This window comes from Frigoribacterium sp. PvP054, from assembly GCF_040547465.1.
Lineage (GTDB): Bacteria > Actinomycetota > Actinomycetes > Actinomycetales > Microbacteriaceae > Frigoribacterium.
The window spans coordinates 458,063-475,783 of record NZ_JBEPPU010000002.1 but is presented as its reverse complement, the minus strand read 5'-3'; the positions used below and the strand labels follow the sequence as shown (position 1 = coordinate 475,783).

Sequence of the window (17,721 nt, the reverse complement as noted above, 5' to 3'; positions counted from 1 at the left end):
CAGGACGACTGGGCCGGGCGCCTCGCGCTCGCCGAGGCGATGATCCCGGTGATCGGTCGGCTCTGGCGGCGCGACGGCGTGGTCGTGTCGATCCACGGGCGTAGCCTGCTCGACCGGTCGCCCGTCGGCGTCCTCAAGCTGCACCGCTTCGCGCGCCGGCTCGACGACCACGCGCTCGACCCCGGCGAGACCCTGGCGGTGCTGCACCTGCTCGACGGGCTCGACCTCGGACCCGCGTCGATCGACCTGGCCCGGCTGAGCGCCCGGCTCCGTGCCGAGCGCCTCGGGCGACGAGGGGGCGGGGCCGCCGCGTCGGTGGCCGACGTCGTCCGGACCGAGCTCGCCGAGGTCGTCGGGCGTCGCGGTGACGACGGCGCCGCGACCCGCGACGTCGTCCTCTACGGCTTCGGGCGCATCGGGCGGCTCGTCGCGCGGCTGCTGATCGAGCACGCCGGGGGACGAGGAGGCGCGCGCCTCCGGGCGGTCGTCGTGCGTCGCGGCTCGGCCGACGACCTGGTCAAGCGTGCCAGCCTGCTCAGGCGCGACTCCATCCACGGCCCCTTCGCGGGCACCATCGTGGTCGACGAGGCCACCGACACGATCGTCGCGAACGGCACGACGATCCAGGTGATCTACTCGGACGACCCGGCGACGGTCGACTACGAGCGGTACGGCATCCACGACGCGATCGTCGTCGACAACACCGGCCGGTGGCGGGACGAGCCGTCCCTGCGACGACACCTGGAGGCGCGCGGCGCGTCGCGCGTGCTGCTCACGGCCCCGGGCCGGGGCGGCATCCCGAACGTCGTGTTCGGCGTGAACCATGAATCGGTCGGCGACGAGGCCGTGGTCGCCGCCGCGTCGTGCACGACGAACGCCATCACGCCGGTGCTGGCCGCCCTCGACGAGCGGTGGGGCGTCGAGTCGGGGCACATCGAGACCGTGCACGCGGTGACGAACGACCAGAACCTGACCGACAACTTCCACCCCGGCGACCGGCGGGGGCGCTCGGCCTCGCTCAACATGGTGCTGACCGAGACGGGCGCCGCGAAGGCGGTCGCCAAGGCGTTGCCGCAGCTCGCGGGACGCCTGACCGGCAGCGCCATCCGGGTGCCGACGGCCGACGTCTCGGTCGCGGTGCTGAACCTGCGGCTGCGGCAGCCGGTCGACCGGGACGAGCTCAACGCGCACCTGCGGCGTGCCTCGCTCGACTCGCCCCTGCGGCGACAGATCGACTACGTCGAGTCGCCCGAGGTCGCGTCGACCGACTTCGTCGGTTCGCGCCACGCGGGCGTCGTCGACGGGCTCGCGACCGTGGTGTCCGGCGACGGTGCCGGCGGCGATTGGGGTCGCCGGGTCGTGCTCTACGTCTGGTACGACAACGAGTTCGGCTACAGCTGCCAGGTCGTCCGGCTGCTCGAGCACCTGGCCGGTGGCACGCCGCCCTCCCTGCCCCGAGCGCCGCGCGCCGTCTCCGCCTCCCCGGCCCCGCGCGAGGACGTCTCCCTCCCGACGCCCGATCCGGCACGGACCGGATCGGCCGGAGGTGGTCGCGTCCCCGCTCCCGACGCGGCACCGCTGCCCGTCCACCCCGACGACCGACTCGACCTGACCCTGGAGGCCACGCGATGATCACCACCCGACCCCACGACGACCGCGTCCTGCGCGACGCGACCCGCGCCTCCGCGGGTGACGCGACCCGCGCCTCCTCGGCCTCGCCGACCGCCCCGCCGACGGCCCCGCCGACGGACTGGGCGCGCGCGGCACGGCGGCGCCACGTCCCTGCCCCGTCGTGGGCTCCGCGCACGCTCGTCGCCTGGGTCGCCGAGCAGGTCGACCTGCTCGAACCCGACGCCGTGCAGTGGATCGACGGCTCGGACGCCGAGGCCGAGCGGCTGACCGCCGACCTCGTCGCGAGCGGCGCGTTGATCCCGCTCGACCCGGTGCTGCGTCCGGGCAGCCACCTGGCCCGGACCGACCCCGGCGACGTCGCCCGCGTCGAGGACCGCACCTTCATCTGCACCACCGACCCCGCGGGCGCCGGACCCACCAACAACTGGCGCGAGGCCGGGGCCATGAGGCGCGAGCTGCGACCCTGGTTCGCCGGGTCGATGCGGGGCCGCACGATGCTCGTCGTGCCGTTCAGCATGGGGCCCGTCGGCGGGCCGCTCTCGCAGCTCGGCGTCCAGCTCACCGACTCGGCCTACGCCGTGCTCAACCTGCGCATCATGGCTCGCGTGGGCTCCGAGCCGTTGGCCGCGTTCGGCGGGGCCGACGGCGAGGTGCCGTTCGTCCGCGGCGTGCACAGCGTCGGGTTCCCGCTGCGGGACGCGGACGGCACGACTCGCTCCGACGTCGCCTGGCCGTGCAACGACACGAAGTACGTCACCCAGTTCCCCGAGACGCGCGAGATCTGGTCGTTCGGCTCGGGCTACGGCGGCAACGCCCTGTTGGCGAAGAAGTGCTTCGCGCTGCGCATCGCGTCGACGATGGGGCGCGACGAGGGCTGGCTCGCCGAGCACATGCTGCTGATCAGGGTCACGAGCCCCGAGGGGCGGGCGTTCCACGTCGCCGCGGCGTTCCCGTCGGCCTGCGGCAAGACGAACCTCGCCATGATGCAGCCGACCCTGCCCGGCTGGCGGGTCGAGACCCTCGGCGACGACATCACCTGGATGAAGCCCGGACCCGACGGCCGGCTCTGGGCGATGAACCCCGAGACGGGCTTCTTCGGGGTCGCCCCGGGCACCGGCGAGACGTCGAACCCCGTCGCCGTCCGCACCCTGCACGCGAACACGATCTTCACGAACGTGGCGCTGACCGACGACGGCGACGTCTGGTGGGAGGGGCTGACCGACGACGCGCCCGAGCACCTGGTCGACTGGCGGGGCGAGGACTGGACCCCCGCCTCGTCGACCCCCGCGGCTCACCCGAACTCGCGCTTCACGGCCCCCGCCGAGCAGTGCCCGTCGCTCAGCCCCGACTGGGACGCGTTCGACGGCGTGCCCCTCGACGCGATCGTGTTCGGCGGGCGGCGCGCGACGAACGTGCCCCTCGTGACCGAGGCCCGGTCGTGGCAGCACGGCGTGTTCGTCGGTGCGACCGTGGCGTCCGAGCAGACCGCGGCGGCCGAGGGCGTCGTCGGCGAGCTGCGTCGCGACCCGTTCGCGATGCTGCCGTTCTGCGGCTACGACATGGGCGACTACTTCGCCCACTGGCTGCGGCTCGGCGCCGACCTCGGCGACCGGGCGCCGCAGGTCTTCCAGGTCAACTGGTTCCGCAAGGGGGCCGACGGGTCGTTCCTCTGGCCGGGCTTCGGCGAGAACTCCCGGGTGATCGCCTGGATCGCCGGACGCCTCGCGGGCACCGCCGACGCCGTCGAGACGCCGCTCGGCCTGGCTCCCGCCCCGGGAGCCCTCGACCTGGACGGCCTCGACCTCACCGAGGAGGCGCTGGCCGAGTCGTTCGCGGTGCCCACGGACGCCTGGCTCGCCGAGTGCGACCTCACCGCCGAGTTCTTCGACCGGTTCGGGTCGACCCTGCCCGACGCGCTGCGCGACGAGCTGGCCGCCCTGCGCACCCGGCTCGAGGTGGCCGCCGCCGCCGGCGGGCCGACCGCGGGCGCGGCCGTGCCGACCGCGGGTGCGGGCGTGCCGACCGCTGGTGCGGCCGTGCCGACCAGGGATGCGGCCGTGCCGACCGCGGGCGCGGCCATGCCGACCGCGGGCGCGGCCATGCCGACCGCGGGCGCGGCCGTGCCGACCGCGGGCGCGGCAGGCACGCCGGCCGGCTGACGGGGCCGACGACTCCCGCCGCCCGTGATCAGCGGGTGACGGGCCCGGGGCTCCGCGTCGTGGGGACGCGGAGCCCCTCACACGACACCGCACCGCGTTTCGTGCACCGCACCCTGACTAGTCGGGGTGCCGTGCACGAAACGCGGTGCGGTGCGGCGTCGAGCCGAGGCCTAGTGGCGCGTGGGGTCGTCCGCGTCCTTGGCGACCGTGACCTTCTCGCCCTCGATCTCGTCGCGCTTGGCCTTCTGGGCGTCGCCGCGGGTCTTGGCGAGGCTGGCGATCGTGGCGACGGTGATGGTCGCGCCGATGAAGAGCAGCGAGAACCAGATCGGGATCTCGGGCACCCAGAGCAGCGGCTCGCCGCCGTTGATGAACGGCACCTCGTTGACGTGCAGGGCGTGGAAGACCAGCTTGACGCCGATGAAGGCGAGGATGATCGCGAGGCCCTGCGACAGGTAGACGAGGCGCTCGAGCAGGCCGCCGATCAAGAAGTACAGCTGACGCAGGCCCATGAGGGCGAAGGCGTTGGCGGTGAAGACGATGTACGCCTCGTTGGTCAGACCGTAGATCGCGGGGATCGAGTCGAGGGCGAACACCAGGTCGACGAAACCGATCGCGATGACGCAGAGCAGCAGCGGCGTGACGAAGCGCTTGCCACCCTTCTTGACGGTGAACTTGTCCTCGTGGAACTCGTCGTCGACGGGCAGGATGCGGCGGGCGATCTTGACGAAGGCGTTGTCGGCCGCGTTGCCGCCGTGGTCGCCCTTGATCTGCTGGTAGGCCAGCACGAAGAGCAGGGCGCCGAACAGGTAGAACACCCACGAGAAGTTCTCGATCAGCGCGGCGCCGGCGGCGATGAACCCGGCGCGCATGATCAGGGCGATGACGATGCCGATCATCAGCACCTTCTGCTGGTACATGCGTGGCACCGCGAACCCGGTCATGATCAGCAGGAAGACGAAGAGGTTGTCGATCGACAGCGCCTTCTCGGTCAGGTAGCCGGCGAAGTACTCACCGCCGTAGCCCCACCCGCTGACGAAGCCGATGCCGACACCGAACAGCAGCGCGAGCCCGATGTAGAACGCGGACCAGCGGGCGGACTCGCCGATCGTCGGCTCGTGCGGCTTGCGCACGTGGGTGAAGAACTCGAACACGAAGAACGCGATGGTGACCGCGATCGTGATGAGCCAGGTGGTCAGTGAGACGTCCACGGGGGTGCTCCGGGTGGGTCGGGCTGATGAGGCGGGTGGGACGTCGACGCGATCGGTCGACGACGGGCGGCAAGCTCCTAGAAGAACCGTACGTGGGTGCGTGCTGGGGGCGAGCCATCAAGCCACCGTGACCCTCCTGGGAAGCTGCAGGGAGCGCAAGAACTCGACGGCCCGGGAGGCGCGGTCCGGCGACCGCCTCACCGTCGCGTCAGGTGCACCCCGGCCAGCATGCAGCGCACCGATCCTCCGGCGAGCTCGATCGTCGGCACCTCGAGCGGCAGGGGCCTGGCGTGCCGCGAGACGGCTCGCCGCTGCGCCGGGGTGAGCGCGGCCCAGCCGCGTGCGGAGATCGCCAGCACGGGTCCGTCGGCGCCGCGCAGCTCGAGGGCGTTGCCGGCGAACTCGCCGAGCTGGTCACGGCTCAGGGCGACCACCTCGCGTCCGGAGGCCGTCAGGCGCTCGACCACGCGCCTCCGTTCGCCCGTCGACGCGATCGACTCGAGGCCGACCAGGGCGAAGCGCGACGCCACGCTCATCATGACGTTGGTGTGGTAGATCGGCACGCCCTCGGCGTCGGTCGCCGTGAAGGCCAGCACGTCGAGGCCGAGGTCGGCGCAGACCACCGCGACGGCCGCCGGGTCGGCCCGCTGCGAGAGCGCGACGTAGGCGACCCGGTCGACGTGGTCGACGACGAGCGCTCCGGTGCCCTCGACGACGCGGCCGTCGCGTTCGAGCGACGAGTGGTCGAGCACGTCGGTGACGGCGTACCCGTCGCGCAGCAGGTCGACGACGTCGGCGCGGCGTTCACCCCGGCGGTTCGGCGAGTGCATCGGGTAGAGCACCACCCGGCCGTCGCCGTGGGTCGAGAACCAGTTGTTCGGGAACACCCCGTCGGGCCGGTCGGTCCGCTCGTCGTCGACGAGGTGCACCGTGACGCCCGCCCCGCGCAAGGCCGCCGCCGCCCGGGTGACCTCGGCGGCGGCCCGTGCGGCGAGCTCGCCCCGGGTCGCGTCGACGTCGGCGGGGTCGGTCTGGAACGCGTTGTCGGCGGCCGTCTGCGGGTTCGGCGTGAAGTGGTGCGGTCGCACCATCACGACCGCGGCGGGGGACTGCGTGGTCAGCCGCGCCTCCTCGTCGGCGCTTCGGGTGCGCGAGGAGGCACGGAGCTCGGGGGGTGACGCCGAGGAGGCGCGGGGCGGGCGGTCGAGGATCGTCACGACGGACTCGGCTCGGCGTTCGGGGCTCGGGGTTCCGGGTTCGACGTCGGACCGGGGTCAGACGCCGACGGGCCGACGGGCGGCGACGAGCCCGAAGAGGTCCTTCGGGTCGTCGGGGTCGGCGACGAGGTCGATCTCGACGGCGAGGTCGGTGCCGACGACGTCGTCGCGCAGGTACTTGAGGGCGCAGACGTCCTCGATGGCGAAGCCGACCGAGTCGAAGATCGTGATCTGCTCGTCGTCCGTGCGACCGGGACGCTGCCCGGCGACGACCTGCCACAGCTCGGTGACCGCGAAGTCGGCGGGCTGGTGCTGGATCTCGCCCTCGACGCGGGTCTGCTCGGGGTACTCGACGAACACGTCGGCCCGGCGCAGGGTGGCGGGGTCGAGCTCGGTCTTGCCGGGGCAGTCGCCGCCGATCGCGTTGACGTGGACGCCGGGGCGCACGGCCTCGTCGGGCAGGACGATCGCGTTCTGCTTGTCGGCGGTGCACGTCGTGATCACGTCTGCACCCTCGGCCGCCTCGCCCGGGCTCGCGCACACCGTGATGTCGAAGCCGAGCGGTTCGAGGTTGCGGACGAACTTCGCGGTGGCGTGCGGGTCGACGTCGAACACGCGGACCGTCTCGAGCCCCAGGGAGGCGCGCATCGCCAGTGCCTGGAACTCGGCCTGCGACCCCGCCCCGATCAGGGCGAGGACGCGCGAGTCGGCCCGGGCGAGGCGCTTGGCGGCCATCGCGCTCGTGGCGGCCGTGCGCAGGGCGGTGAGGATCGTCATCTCGGCGAGGAAGGTCGGGTAGCCCGTGTCGACGTCGGCCAGCACCCCGAACGCCGTCACGGTCTGGTAGCCGCGGCCGGGGTTCGAGGGGTGGCCGTTGACGTACTTGAAGCCGTAGGTCTCGCTGTCGCTCGCGGGCATCAGCTCGATGACGCCGATCGGGCTGTGCGAGGCGACGCGGGGGGACTTGTCGAAGGCGGGCCAGCGGGCGAAGTCGCGCTCGAGGGCGGTCACCATGCCGCTGGTGATCGGGCCGACCCCCCGGTCGGTGACCCACCGGATCATGTTCTGCACGTCCACGAAGTGCACCACGGCGGCCTCCTCCTGCTCGGCCCGGCTCGGTCTCGCGTCCGGGTGCCACCACGCTAGGACTGGGCGATGTGCAGCCACAATCACCATCGAGCGCCATTCCGCACGCCCGGACAGGCGATCTGCGCAGACGTGCTGTACTTTTCGTGTCATGGCCGATCTCGACGAACTCGACCGCCGCCTCCTGGCCGCCCTGCGGGTCGACGCCCGCGAGTCGGCGGCGAGCCTGGCGCGGCGACTGGGCGTGACCCGGGCGACGGTCACGTCACGGCTCGACCGCCTCGAGGCGACGGGCACCGTGCTCGGCTACACGGTGCGGGTGCGCGAGGCCGACGACCCCGACCTGATCCGGGCCATCGGCTTCATAGAGATCGAGGGTCGCTCGACCGACCACGTCATCCGGCAGCTGCGGGGGTTCCCCGAGGTGGTGTCGCTGCACACCACGAACGGCGGGTGGGACCTCGTCGCCGAGCTGCGCACGTCGTCGCTCGGCGAGTTCGACCGCGTGCTCGCCCGCATCCGCAGCGTCGAGGGCGTCGTCAACAGCGAGACCAGCCTGCTGCTCAGCTCGGTGCTGCGCTGACCCGCCCGCGACCGCGACTGCTCAGGCCGCGCCCGCGCCCGCTCAGCCCGCGCCCGCTCAGGCCGCGCCCGCGCCCGCTCAGGCCGCGCCGCGCCTCCCGGCGACGATGCTCTTCAGCGCCTCGTCGAGGTGCGGGTGGACGAACTCGTAGCCGCCCTCGACCAGCCGCTCGGGCAGCACCCACCGGCTCTTGAGCACGAGCTCGGTCTCGGTGCGCAGCACGGCCGTGCCGAGCTCGAGCATCCAGCGCCAGGCGGGCAGGCCGACGGGCACGCCGAGCACGCGGCGCAGGGTGCGCATCATGCCTCGGTTGTCGCTCGGATTCGGCGACGACAGGTTGAGCACGCCCTCGAGCGAGTCGTCGGCCCGGGCGAACCGGATCGCCCCGAGCACGTCGTCGACGTGGATCCAGCTGAACTTCTGCCGTCCGCCCCCTCGGCCCTCGCGGTGGTACGTGCCTGCGGCGAGCCGGGCCCGGGTCGCCGGCCAGGGGCCGTCGAGCTGCGGGCCGCCGAGTCCCGCCCGGACGAGGCCCATCAGCGGCACGAGCGCACTGCCGTCGCCCAGCACGATGGCCATGCGCAGGGCGACGCGGCGGGTCGAGGGCAGCTCGCCCGAGAAGAACTCGGCCTCCCAGGACGTGGCCACGTCGACCGAGAACCCCGAACCGATCTCGCCGGTGGACTCGGTCATCGGGCGGTCCTCGGCGTGGCGGTAGATCGTCGCGGTCGACGAGTTCATCCAGACCCGGGGAGGCGCGGTGCAGGCGAGCACCGCCTCCTTCAGTTCGCGCGTCGTCTCGACCCGCGACCGCATGATCTCGGCCCGGTTCTCGGGGCCGTAGCGGCAGTTCACGCTCTTGCCGGCGAGGTTGACGAGGAGGTCGGCCCCCTCGAGCAGGGCGGTGATCCCGGCGGTGTCGCCCCACGAGGCGTCGGGGCCGTGGCGGCCGATCAGGCTGACACGGGCGCCCTCGGCGCGGAAGGCCTCGGCGAGGTGCTGTCCGATGAAGCCGCTGGCTCCGGCGAGGACGATGTGGTCGGTCATGGGCGTGGTCCTCGTCGGTGTGGTCGGTCGGGGTGGTCGTCGCCGGCGGGCCCGGTGGACGCGGCGGGTGCGGTGGGCCCGTCTGTCGGTGCGGGGTCGTCGGCGACGACCTCGTAGTCGAAGTGGCCGGTGTACTCGTACAGGCGGCCGAGGGCGGGGGAGTCGAGCACGACCGACACGCGCTGCCGACCCACCGACTCGTCGTAGCTCTCGTGCAGCGTCACGCGGGGCGCGACCGCGCGGGGCAGGCCCAGGCGCACCGGGCCGAGCCGGAGCGCCGTGCTCGTCGAGACCATGGTCAGCGCACCGTCGACGACCGTGGCCCGCAGTCGGGCCGACCAGCGGCGCCGGTGGCCGAGGTGGTCCTCGAGGCCGTCGCCCCGGGCCGCGATCTCGTCGACCATGCGGCGCGTCCCGTCCGCGAACGCGAAGGTGCGGACGGCGGTGACGGCCACCTCGCCGCTCGCGGCGGTCGCGGGTCGGTTCTCGACGCGGAACGGCACGTCGCGGCGGTCGACCGCGAACAGGACGCCCTGTCGGCCGAGCACCCACAGCACGGGCCAGAGCCATCGCCTCGGCGTGCCCACGACGGCGAACGTGCCCCGTCCCCGGCCGACCGAGCCGGCCGGCACGGCCGCGAAGTACGGCCGGAGGCGCGGGTGCAGCCGGTCGAGCCCGTCGCCCAGCGCGGCCTCGTACGGGGAGCGCGCCACGGTCATGACCTCACGCTAGGGGACCGACCGGTCCACCGTCCGGCGATCCCTCGACGTCGAGAAGTCCTCATGTGCGAGTCGTGACGCAGCGCGATCGGGCCGCGCGCGCCTCCTCGGGGCAGGTCGGGGCCGCCGCGAGGAGGCGCGCGACGGTTAGCCTCGTCGGCATGAGCCACCCCCTCGTCACCGTGACCGAGCTCGCCTCGACCCTCGAGCGTGGCGGCGTCGTCCGCCTGCTCGACGTGCGGTGGCGGCTCGACCGACCGGACGGCCGCCCGGCCCACCGCGAGGGGCACCTGCCCGGCGCCGTCTACGTCGACCTCGACGCCGAGCTGGCCCGACACGGCGACCCGATCGACGGGCGTCACCCGCTGCCCGACCGGGCCGACCTGCAGGCGGCGGCCCGGCGGTGGGGCGTCGACGACGGCGACGCGGTCGTCGTCTACGACGACCTCGGCGGACAGTCGGCCGCGCGCGCCTGGTGGCTGCTGCGAGCCTCCGGCCTGGCCGACGTCCGGCTGCTCGACGGGGGACTGTCGGCCTGGCGCGAGGCGGGCCTCCCGCTCGAGCAGGGCGACGTGGTCGCGCGACCCGGCGGCGTCACGCTGGGCGACGACCCGTGGCCCGTCATCGACGCCGACGAGGCGGCGGCCTGGCCCCGCACCGGCGTGCTGGTCGACAGCCGCGCCGCCGAGCGGTACCGCGGCGACGTCGAACCCGTCGACCCCCGGGCCGGCCACGTCCCCGGTGCCGTCAACCTGCCGACCGCGGGCAACCTCGACGAGTCGGGTCGGTTCGTCGACGCGGCCCGGTTGCGGGCGCGTTTCGAGGAGGCGGGGGTCGGGCCCTCGACGCCCGTCGCCGTCTACTGCGGGTCGGGAATCACGGCGGCGCACAACGCCTTGGCGGCGACGATCGCGGGCTTCGAACCCGTGCTCTTCGCGGGGTCGTGGAGCGCGTGGTCGAACGACCCGACCCGTCCCCTCGCGACGGGAGACGGCCCCGGGTGAGGCGACGCGGGTCGGCGGCGGACCGCCGCTCGGCGGGCCCTTCACCCTTCAGGCAGGGCCGCGGCAGCGCGTCGGGCTCAGTCGGCGTGGCCCGGCGTCGGCACGGCGGAGCGGTCGTCGACGACGGCGTCGACCGCGATGCTGCGCACGGCGTCGATGCCGTTCATGGCCGACCCCTTCTGCTTGTAGCCCTCGGACGACACGATGACCTCGCCGTTGCTCGCCGTCAACACGAAGCGGTACTCACCCGAGGCGTCCTGGGTGACGATGAACTTGCCTGCCATGGGTGACCCCTTGCCCGATGTGGTCCACGCGCTCTGCGTGGCGACAGCCTAGGGCCGGCGCCCCGCGACCGACCGACTCACCTCCGGCCCACGCGTCAGCCTGGTCGGAGGCCTCTTGACATGTGACATTCCATGCGACAGACTGACGGAGTCGATGCGACCGCCTCGAGCCCCGTTCCCCCCTCCGGGGATCGGCGGTCGCACCGACCCGTCTCGGCGGCCGGTCCGCCGGGCACACGAGAGCGCCCGGCCCCGGATGGCAGTCTCGGGGGCGGGCGCTCTCCGCGCGTCGGGCACCTGGTCGGGCGCCCGTCGGGCGGGTGCCGGCTCAGTCGGCCAGCAGGACGGCCATGGCGCTCTTCAGCGACTCACGGTCGCGACGGAGCTTGGCGACCTCGGCCTCGAGTTCCGCGACCCGCTCGGCCGTGGCGGCCGTGGCGGCCGAGCCCGACCCCGAGCCCGAGCCCGGCGGGCGGCCCCGGCGCGGGGTCGACGCCGGTGCGGCGGCCGCGTCGTCGTCCGCCTCGGCCTCGAGCTCGCGTTCGACCGCGTCGTCGGGTGCCGGCGTCGGTGCGATCGAGCGCTCGTGGGCTCGGATCCACCCGCGCAGCGACTGTTCTCCGACCTCGAACTCGGCGGCCGTCTCGCGGATGATGGCCCGGTTGCCGGGCTCGGCCTCACGACGCTCGAGCACCCGGGCGAGCGACTTCTCGCGGGTCTCGTCGCTGTACTTCTGTTCGAAAGGCATGTGCGCTCCTGGTGTCGAGACACGGTGTCGTGTCAGCTCATTGAATAGCCCCCGTGATGACCGTACTGCACGATGACGTCTCGCTGCACGGTCATGACGTGATCTCACATAACCGAACGTGTCGCGCATGATGACGGCTCGTGTAACACGTCACGCGATGAACGACAGGTGCCGCCGAGTGGCCCGGGGCACCGCGCCGCGTCCGCCGCGGCGACGCGCGACGGATACGGCCGACCTCCGGGAGTTGCCGGGGTGGACCGCTTAAGGTGTCAGGGTGTGGCGAGCCGACAGACAGCATGACAACGACGACGACGAGAACGACTCCGTCGCCGTCCCGACCGGCGCGCCCACGGGCGTGATCGCACCCCACGCCGTCAGCCTCGGTCACCCGGGGCAGTCCCTGGGCAACGTGGCCGAGCCCGTGTGGAACACCTGGCGCGAGTCGCTGAGGCGCGTGGGCGGCCCGTCCGCCCTGTTGCACTTCGGTGACTCACAGCGGTCCCGCATCGAGCTGAGCACCACGCACCCGGGTGGGCTCGCACAGTTCATCACCGGCAAGACGACCCTGCTCTCGAGCCTCATCCGCGACGACCTGGCCCTGCGGACGGCGCGCGCCGCCGCCGGCGAGATCGCGGCCAAGGGGCTCGAGCTGAGCACCGTCCGCGGCATCGACGCCGTCCACCTGGCCATCGGCATCGCCGCCTGGTCGTTCGCCGGCGAGGACTTCCGGGCCCCCGTGCTGCTGCGCCCCCTGGCGATCCGACGTCACGGTCGCGACTTCGAGGTGAAGCTGCTCGGCGAGCCCTTCCTCAACCCGGCGCTGGTCGACGCCCTGCACGACCAGTTCGGCATCACGCTCGACGCCGAGTCGTTCGTCTCGCTCGCCAGCCGTGAGGGGTCGTTCACGCCCAACCCGGTCATCGACCGCCTCCGCGGCCTGACCGCGCACCTCGAGTGGTTCACCGTGCAGCCGCGGCTCGTCGTCTCGACCTTCGCCGAGGTCTCGACCGAGATGGCCCTCGACGCCCGCGAGCTCGGCCACCCCGTGCTCGACGCCCTCGCCGGCAACGCCCTGGCCATCCGTCAGGTCGAGCAGGCCTACCGGCCGGCCACCGCGACCCCGCAGGACGAACGGAGCCCCGAGACCGACACGCTGCTGCTCGACGCCGACCCCGAGCAGGAGAACGTGGTCGCGCAGATCGCCGCCGGCAACTCGGTCGTCGTCAAGACCTTGCCCGGCACGGGCGGCACGCAGACCATCGTCAACGCCGTCGGGCGTCTCGTCTCGCAGAACAAGCGCGTCCTCGTCGTCAGCGCCCGTCGGGCCTCGCTCCGCGGCATCACCAGCCGTCTCGCCGACATCGGGCTGCCCGGCGTCGCCGTGAGCCCGACCACCCTGCGCCGCGACGTGATCCGGTCGATCTCGCGCAACGAGAAGGCCACGCACCCGCAGATGGGCGAGGTCGACGACGCCCTCGTGCGCCTCCGAAAGGTCCTCGTCGACTACCGGGGTGCGCTCAGCCGTCGCGACCCCGAGCTCGGCGTCTCGGTGCTCGACTGCCTGACCGAGCTGTCCCGCCTCGCGCTGCTGCCGTCCGCGCCCGCGACGACGGCGCGCCTCAGCCGTCGCAGCATCGCCGCCATGGTCGACGGTCGCGGCCGGGTGGCCGAGACGATGGTCGGTGCGGCCAACCTGGGCGAGTTCAAGTACGGGCCGGGCGACTCGCCCTGGTACGGCGCCCGCTTCACCGAGACGGTCGGGGCCGGTGACGCCCACCAGCTCGCGAAGAACCTGCACCACCGCGACCTGCCCCGGCTGCTCGAGCGCGCGACGGACGTCATCGGCAGCACCCGCATGCGGCCCTTCGAGAGCGTCGCCGAGCTCGGCGTCTACCTGCGCCTCCTCACCGAGATCCGCGACACCCTCGACAAGTTCATGCCGGTCGTGTTCGACCGGTCGGTCGCCGAACTGGTCGCCGCGACGGCACCCAAGCGCGAGGCCCCCGACATGTCGAGCGCCAACCGTCGCCGGCTGAAGAAGCTCGCCCGCGAGTACGTGCGCCCCGGCGTCCACGTCGCCGACCTGCACGGCGCCCTGCAGCGCATCCAGCAGCAGCGGATCGTCTGGCAGCGCTACGTGTCGGCGGGCACCCCGCCCGAGGTGCCCACGGGCATCGCCGACACGCACGTGCTGCACCAGCAGGTGTCGCAAGACCTCGAACGCCTCGACGGCCCCCTGGGGCTCTCGGGCGCCGACGGCCTCACCGAGATCGGCGTCGTCGAGCTGCAGCAGCGCCTCGAGGCCCTCGCCGCCGAGAGCGACGTGCTGCAGAACCTCCAAGAGCGCACCGAGCTCATGACGACGCTCCGCGACCTCGAGCTGACGCCGCTGATCACCGACCTGGCGAACCGACACGTCCCCGAGCACCAGGTCGCCGCCGAGCTCGAGCTCGCCTGGTGGCGTTCGGCCCTCGAGTCGCTGCTCGAGGCCGACCGGGCGTTGCTCGGGGCCAACACCGCGATGCTCGACCGGCTCGAGGCCGACTTCCGCCTCGTCGACGAGGCCCACGCCGCCGGCAGCGCCCAACTGCTCGCCTGGTTGCTGGCCGAGAACTGGAAGATCGGGCTGGTCGACTGGCCCGACGAGGCCTCTGCCCTCAAGGACCTGCTGCGACAGGGCCACCTGACCGCGCGCCTCCTGCACGACGCCGCGCCGCACCTGTCGCGTGCCGTCGCGCCGGTCTGGGTCGCCTCGCCCTACGAGGTGCACACGATCGCCGACACGGTGCCGTTCGACACCGTCGTGCTCGTCGACGCCGGGGCGACCACGCTCGCCGAGAACGTCGGGGCGATCCGTCGCGGCAAGCAGACCGTCGCGTTCGGCGACCCGGTCACGCAGACGCCCTCCGAGTTCGACATCGGCGTCCAGCCGGGCAAGCCCCCGGTCGACGCCGACGAGGAGAGCCTCGCCGCCTCGCACTCCGAGAGCGCCCTGGCCCGCCTGGCGACCCTGTTGCCGACCCTCTCGCTGACCCGCAGCTACCGCGCCGGTGGCGAAGACCTCGCCGAGCTGGTGAACCGTCGCTTCTACGGCGGGCGCATCGAGTCGCTGCCGTGGGCCGGCAGCTTCCTCGGCCACGGCAGCATCGCGCTCGACTACGTCTCGGGCGGCACCGCGGTGCCCGACCCCGAGTCGGGTGCCGTCGAGAGCGTCGACGCCGAGGTCGACCGCGTCGTCTCGCTCGTCCTCGAGCACGCCCGGACGCGCCCGAGCGAGTCGCTCATGGTCTTGACGGCCTCGGCCAAGCACGCCGTCCGCGTGCAGCAGGCGGTGCTGACCGCCGTCTCGGGCCACAAAGACCTGACCGAGTTCGTCGTCGGCGACCGCAGCGAGCCGTTCATGGTCGCCACGCTCGAGCAGAGCGTCGCCCAGAGCCGCGACCACGTGGTCTTCTCGATCGGCTACGGCCGCACGCCGCACGGCCGGGTGCTGAGCGACTTCGGTCCGCTCGGGCAGCCGGGCGGAGAACGCCTGCTGGCCGTCGCGATGACGCGCGCCCGCCGGTCGATGGTCATCGTCACGTGCTTCCAGCCGGGCGACATCGACTCGAGCCGGATGGGGCACGGCACGGTCGCCCTCAGCGAGATCCTCACCGAGGTGCAGGCTCGCACGACCGCCGAGCACGTCCCCGACGACAGCGAGCCGATGCTCGTCGACCTCGCGCGGCGACTCGAGGCGAAGGGCATCCCCGTCGCCCTCGGGCACCGCGGCAAGCTCGGGCTGGTCGCGGCGCACGACGGGGTCTGCGTCACCATCGAGACCGACACGACGCTGTCGCGGACGAGCCTGCGCGAGTCGCTGCGGTCCCGCCCCGAGGTGCTGCGCCGGCTCGGCTGGCACTACATCCGGGTGCACGCCTTCCAGCTCTTCACCGACCCCGACGTGGTGGCCGAGCGGGTCGCCGAGGTGCTGGGCATCGGTGACGCGCACACGCACGAGGTGCCGGCCCTGTCGGCCAGCCAGCACGTCAACCGACGATGAGCGCAGGAGGCGCGGCGTCCGACGACGACGCCTCCTCCGCCCTCGAGGCGGTCGAGCCGCGACCCCTCGTGGTGCGACGACGGGCCGGTCGCCGCGTGACCACCGATCCGGTGCCGGGCAGCGACCCCACGCCGTCGCCCGAACCCGAGCGGCAGGGGTCGAGCGAGAACGACCAGCGCCTGCGCGCCGACGTCCCGCCCCACTGGGGCTGAGCGGTCGGCGTCCGGCCGAGCGACCGCCACGACGACGAACCCCGGAGGCGAAGACGGACCCCGTTCCGTTGGGGTCCGTCTTCGCATCCGGGGTTCAGGCGCGGTGGGCGCCCCGGGCGTCAGCGGCTGCCGAGCGGGCCGTTCTCGCTGTGCGGGTCGCGGGACTCGAGCACGGGGGCGGCGTGCGATCCGGTGCCGGCCGCGGGCGAGGCCTGGGCGCGCAGCAGGTCGCGGATCTCGCTGAGCAGCTCGACGTCGGTCGGCGGCACGTCGGCCGGGGTCTCCTCCGCCTTCTGCTTGGCGAAGGTGCGCTTGAGCAGGTTGTTCACGGGCAGCACGAGCACGAAGTAGACGACCGCGGCGATGATGAGGAACTGGATCGCCGAGCCGATGACGGCACCGAACTTCAGCTGCGCCTCGCCACCGCTCAGCGTCGGGATCGTGACGATCAGTGCCTTGTCGAGCATGGTCGCGTTGAACGCCGCACCGATCAACGGGTTGAACACGTTCGTCACGAGCGACGTCACGATGGCCGTGAAGGCCGCTCCGATGACGACCGCGACCGCGAGGTCGATGACGTTTCCGCGCAGGATGAACTCTTTGAAACCCTTCACGGGCGACTCCTTCTGATCCGTCGAGATGAGTTTCTCGACGTACAGCCAACCACGGAGGCGCGCGACGGCGGTCGCGGGCGTCGCCCCGGGTGGGTCAGGACGAGCCGGACGACCCGCTCGAGCCGGAGCCTGACGAGCCGGAGCCCGACGAGCCGGAGCCGGACGAACCCGACGCCGACGAACCGCTGCCGGACGAGGACGGACCCGACCCGCTGCCGGACGCGCCCGACGAGGACGAGCCGCTCGCGCCTCCCGAGCCCTTGTCCGACGAGCTGGACGACGTGCCCTTGTCGCCCGAACCCGAGCCCGAACCCGAGCCCGACGTGCCCTTCGAACGCGAGTCGGTGCGGTAGAAGCCCGACCCGTTGAAGGTGACGCCGACGGGGCTGAAGACCTTGCGCAGCTTGCCCTGGCAGACCGGGCAGACCGTGAGGGTGTCGTCGGTGAACGACTGCACGACGTCGAACGCGTTGTCGCACTCGGTGCAGCGGTACGAGTAGGTGGGCACGGAGGCGCTCCTGGGGGAAGGCGAGTCTAGAACTCGTGGATGCCGGAGGGGGTGACGACGCCGTCGACGGGCTGGTCGTGCCGCTCTCGGGGCACCGACTCGACGTACTCGGGGTCGAACACCACAGCATAGACGGGCGGGCGACGCTCCATCGAGCCGAGGGTCTTGTCGAAGTAGCCCCGGCCCCAACCCATGCGCATGCCGCCGTGGTCGATCGAGGCGGCGGGCACGACGATCAGGTCGACGTCGTTGATCGCCATCGGGCTGAGCACCTCGCCGACGGGTTCCGGCAGGTCGAACAGGCCCCGCCGCTCGCTCTCGCCGTCGCCGACCGCCCAGTCGAGCAGGCCGTCGGCGCGCGTGATCGGGAACAGCACGCGGATGCCGTTCGCGAAGGCCCAGTTGAGGAACGGGCGCGTGTTGGGCTCGACGTCGGTCGAGAGGTAGGCGGCGATCGAGCGCACCGAGAGGCTCGTGGCGAGCTCGGTGAGGTGCTGCGTGATGCCCTCGGTCGTGGTCTCCCTCTCGTGCGCACCGAGGGTGCGACGCTTCTGGCGGATCTCGGCTCGCAGGGCGCGTTTGGCGTTGCCGACGTCGTCAGTCATGACGACGAGCTTAACCGTCCGACTATTAACCTCCGTGAAACGTCGGGGAT

The 17,721-nt window shown here is 72.8% G+C and carries 16 protein-coding genes; 6 read left to right on the top strand and 10 right to left on the bottom strand.

The window, feature by feature from the left end:
• Positions 1 to 39: 39 nt before the first annotated feature.
• The gene (locus ABID81_RS05000; RefSeq protein WP_502915182.1) at positions 40 to 1,632 is read left to right on the top strand and encodes a glyceraldehyde-3-phosphate dehydrogenase; all 1,593 of its coding nucleotides are present in this window, start codon (positions 40 to 42) and stop codon (positions 1,630 to 1,632) included.
• The gene (locus tag ABID81_RS04995) at positions 1,629 to 3,791 is read left to right on the top strand and encodes a phosphoenolpyruvate carboxykinase (GTP) (protein WP_354593701.1); all 2,163 of its coding nucleotides are present in this window, start codon (positions 1,629 to 1,631) and stop codon (positions 3,789 to 3,791) included. Before ABID81_RS05000 ends, ABID81_RS04995 begins: the two co-directional genes overlap by 4 nt.
• A 170-nt stretch (positions 3,792 to 3,961) precedes the next feature.
• Here ABID81_RS04995 and ABID81_RS04990 read toward each other — a convergent pair whose 3' ends face one another.
• The 3 genes from ABID81_RS04990 to ocd form a co-directional block, all read right to left on the bottom strand.
• The gene (locus ABID81_RS04990; protein WP_194595193.1) at positions 3,962 to 5,002 is read right to left on the bottom strand and encodes a TerC family protein; all 1,041 of its coding nucleotides are present in this window, start codon (positions 5,000 to 5,002) and stop codon (positions 3,962 to 3,964) included.
• 197 nt (positions 5,003 to 5,199) lie between these two features.
• The gene (gene ctlX, locus ABID81_RS04985) at positions 5,200 to 6,219 is read right to left on the bottom strand and encodes a citrulline utilization hydrolase CtlX (protein WP_354593700.1); all 1,020 of its coding nucleotides are present in this window, start codon (positions 6,217 to 6,219) and stop codon (positions 5,200 to 5,202) included.
• A gap of 57 nt (positions 6,220 to 6,276) precedes the next feature.
• The gene (ocd, locus tag ABID81_RS04980) at positions 6,277 to 7,308 is read right to left on the bottom strand and encodes an ornithine cyclodeaminase (RefSeq protein ID WP_354593699.1); all 1,032 of its coding nucleotides are present in this window, start codon (positions 7,306 to 7,308) and stop codon (positions 6,277 to 6,279) included.
• 148 nt (positions 7,309 to 7,456) lie between these two features.
• On the opposite strand from ocd, the gene ABID81_RS04975 reads away from it, so the two are divergent.
• Positions 7,457 to 7,888, top strand: a complete 432-nt coding sequence (locus tag ABID81_RS04975; protein ID WP_354593698.1) for an Lrp/AsnC family transcriptional regulator — start codon at positions 7,457 to 7,459, stop codon at positions 7,886 to 7,888.
• Between the two features lie 78 nt (positions 7,889 to 7,966).
• On the opposite strand, the gene ABID81_RS04970 is transcribed toward ABID81_RS04975, so the two are convergent.
• Both ABID81_RS04970 and ABID81_RS04965 read right to left on the bottom strand, forming a co-directional pair.
• Entirely contained in the window at positions 7,967 to 8,935 is a 969-nt protein-coding gene (locus tag ABID81_RS04970) for an epimerase (protein ID WP_354593697.1), read from the bottom strand.
• Entirely contained in the window at positions 8,932 to 9,654 is a 723-nt protein-coding gene (locus ABID81_RS04965) for a DUF4166 domain-containing protein (protein ID WP_354593696.1), read from the bottom strand. Before ABID81_RS04965 ends, ABID81_RS04970 begins: the two co-directional genes overlap by 4 nt.
• A gap of 161 nt (positions 9,655 to 9,815) precedes the next feature.
• Here ABID81_RS04965 and ABID81_RS04960 point away from each other — a divergent pair, with 161 nt between their 5' ends.
• Positions 9,816 to 10,658, top strand: a complete 843-nt coding sequence (locus ABID81_RS04960; protein ID WP_354593695.1) for a sulfurtransferase — start codon at positions 9,816 to 9,818, stop codon at positions 10,656 to 10,658.
• A 77-nt stretch (positions 10,659 to 10,735) separates the two neighbouring features.
• Here ABID81_RS04960 and ABID81_RS04955 read toward each other — a convergent pair whose 3' ends face one another.
• Entirely contained in the window at positions 10,736 to 10,942 is a 207-nt protein-coding gene (locus ABID81_RS04955) for a YegP family protein (RefSeq protein ID WP_354593694.1), read from the bottom strand.
• Between the two features lie 328 nt (positions 10,943 to 11,270).
• The gene (locus ABID81_RS04950) at positions 11,271 to 11,690 is read right to left on the bottom strand and encodes a hypothetical protein (RefSeq protein ID WP_354593693.1); all 420 of its coding nucleotides are present in this window, start codon (positions 11,688 to 11,690) and stop codon (positions 11,271 to 11,273) included.
• Between the two features lie 274 nt (positions 11,691 to 11,964).
• Between ABID81_RS04950 and ABID81_RS04945 the strand changes: the two genes are divergently transcribed.
• Positions 11,965 to 15,732, top strand: coding sequence for an AAA family ATPase (locus tag ABID81_RS04945; protein ID WP_502915176.1), 3,768 nt, complete (start codon positions 11,965 to 11,967; stop codon positions 15,730 to 15,732).
• A complete protein-coding gene (locus tag ABID81_RS04940) occupies positions 15,729 to 15,944 on the top strand; it encodes a hypothetical protein (RefSeq protein ID WP_354593692.1) in 216 nt (71 codons plus the stop codon). Before ABID81_RS04945 ends, ABID81_RS04940 begins: the two co-directional genes overlap by 4 nt.
• Before the next feature lie 119 nt (positions 15,945 to 16,063).
• On the opposite strand, the gene mscL is transcribed toward ABID81_RS04940, so the two are convergent.
• From mscL to ABID81_RS04925, 3 genes are all read right to left on the bottom strand, one after another.
• Positions 16,064 to 16,558: a large conductance mechanosensitive channel protein MscL gene (gene mscL / locus ABID81_RS04935; RefSeq protein WP_354593691.1), complete on the bottom strand. Its 495-nt coding sequence runs from the start codon at positions 16,556 to 16,558 to the stop codon at positions 16,064 to 16,066.
• Between the two features lie 94 nt (positions 16,559 to 16,652).
• On the bottom strand, positions 16,653 to 17,066 hold the full coding sequence (locus ABID81_RS04930; protein WP_354593690.1) for an FmdB family zinc ribbon protein: 414 nt from the start codon (positions 17,064 to 17,066) through the stop codon (positions 16,653 to 16,655).
• 26 nt (positions 17,067 to 17,092) lie between these two features.
• Complete coding sequence (locus tag ABID81_RS04925) at positions 17,093 to 17,671, bottom strand: 5-formyltetrahydrofolate cyclo-ligase (RefSeq protein ID WP_354593689.1); 579 nt, start codon at positions 17,669 to 17,671, stop codon at positions 17,093 to 17,095.
• Positions 17,672 to 17,721 lie beyond the last annotated feature (50 nt).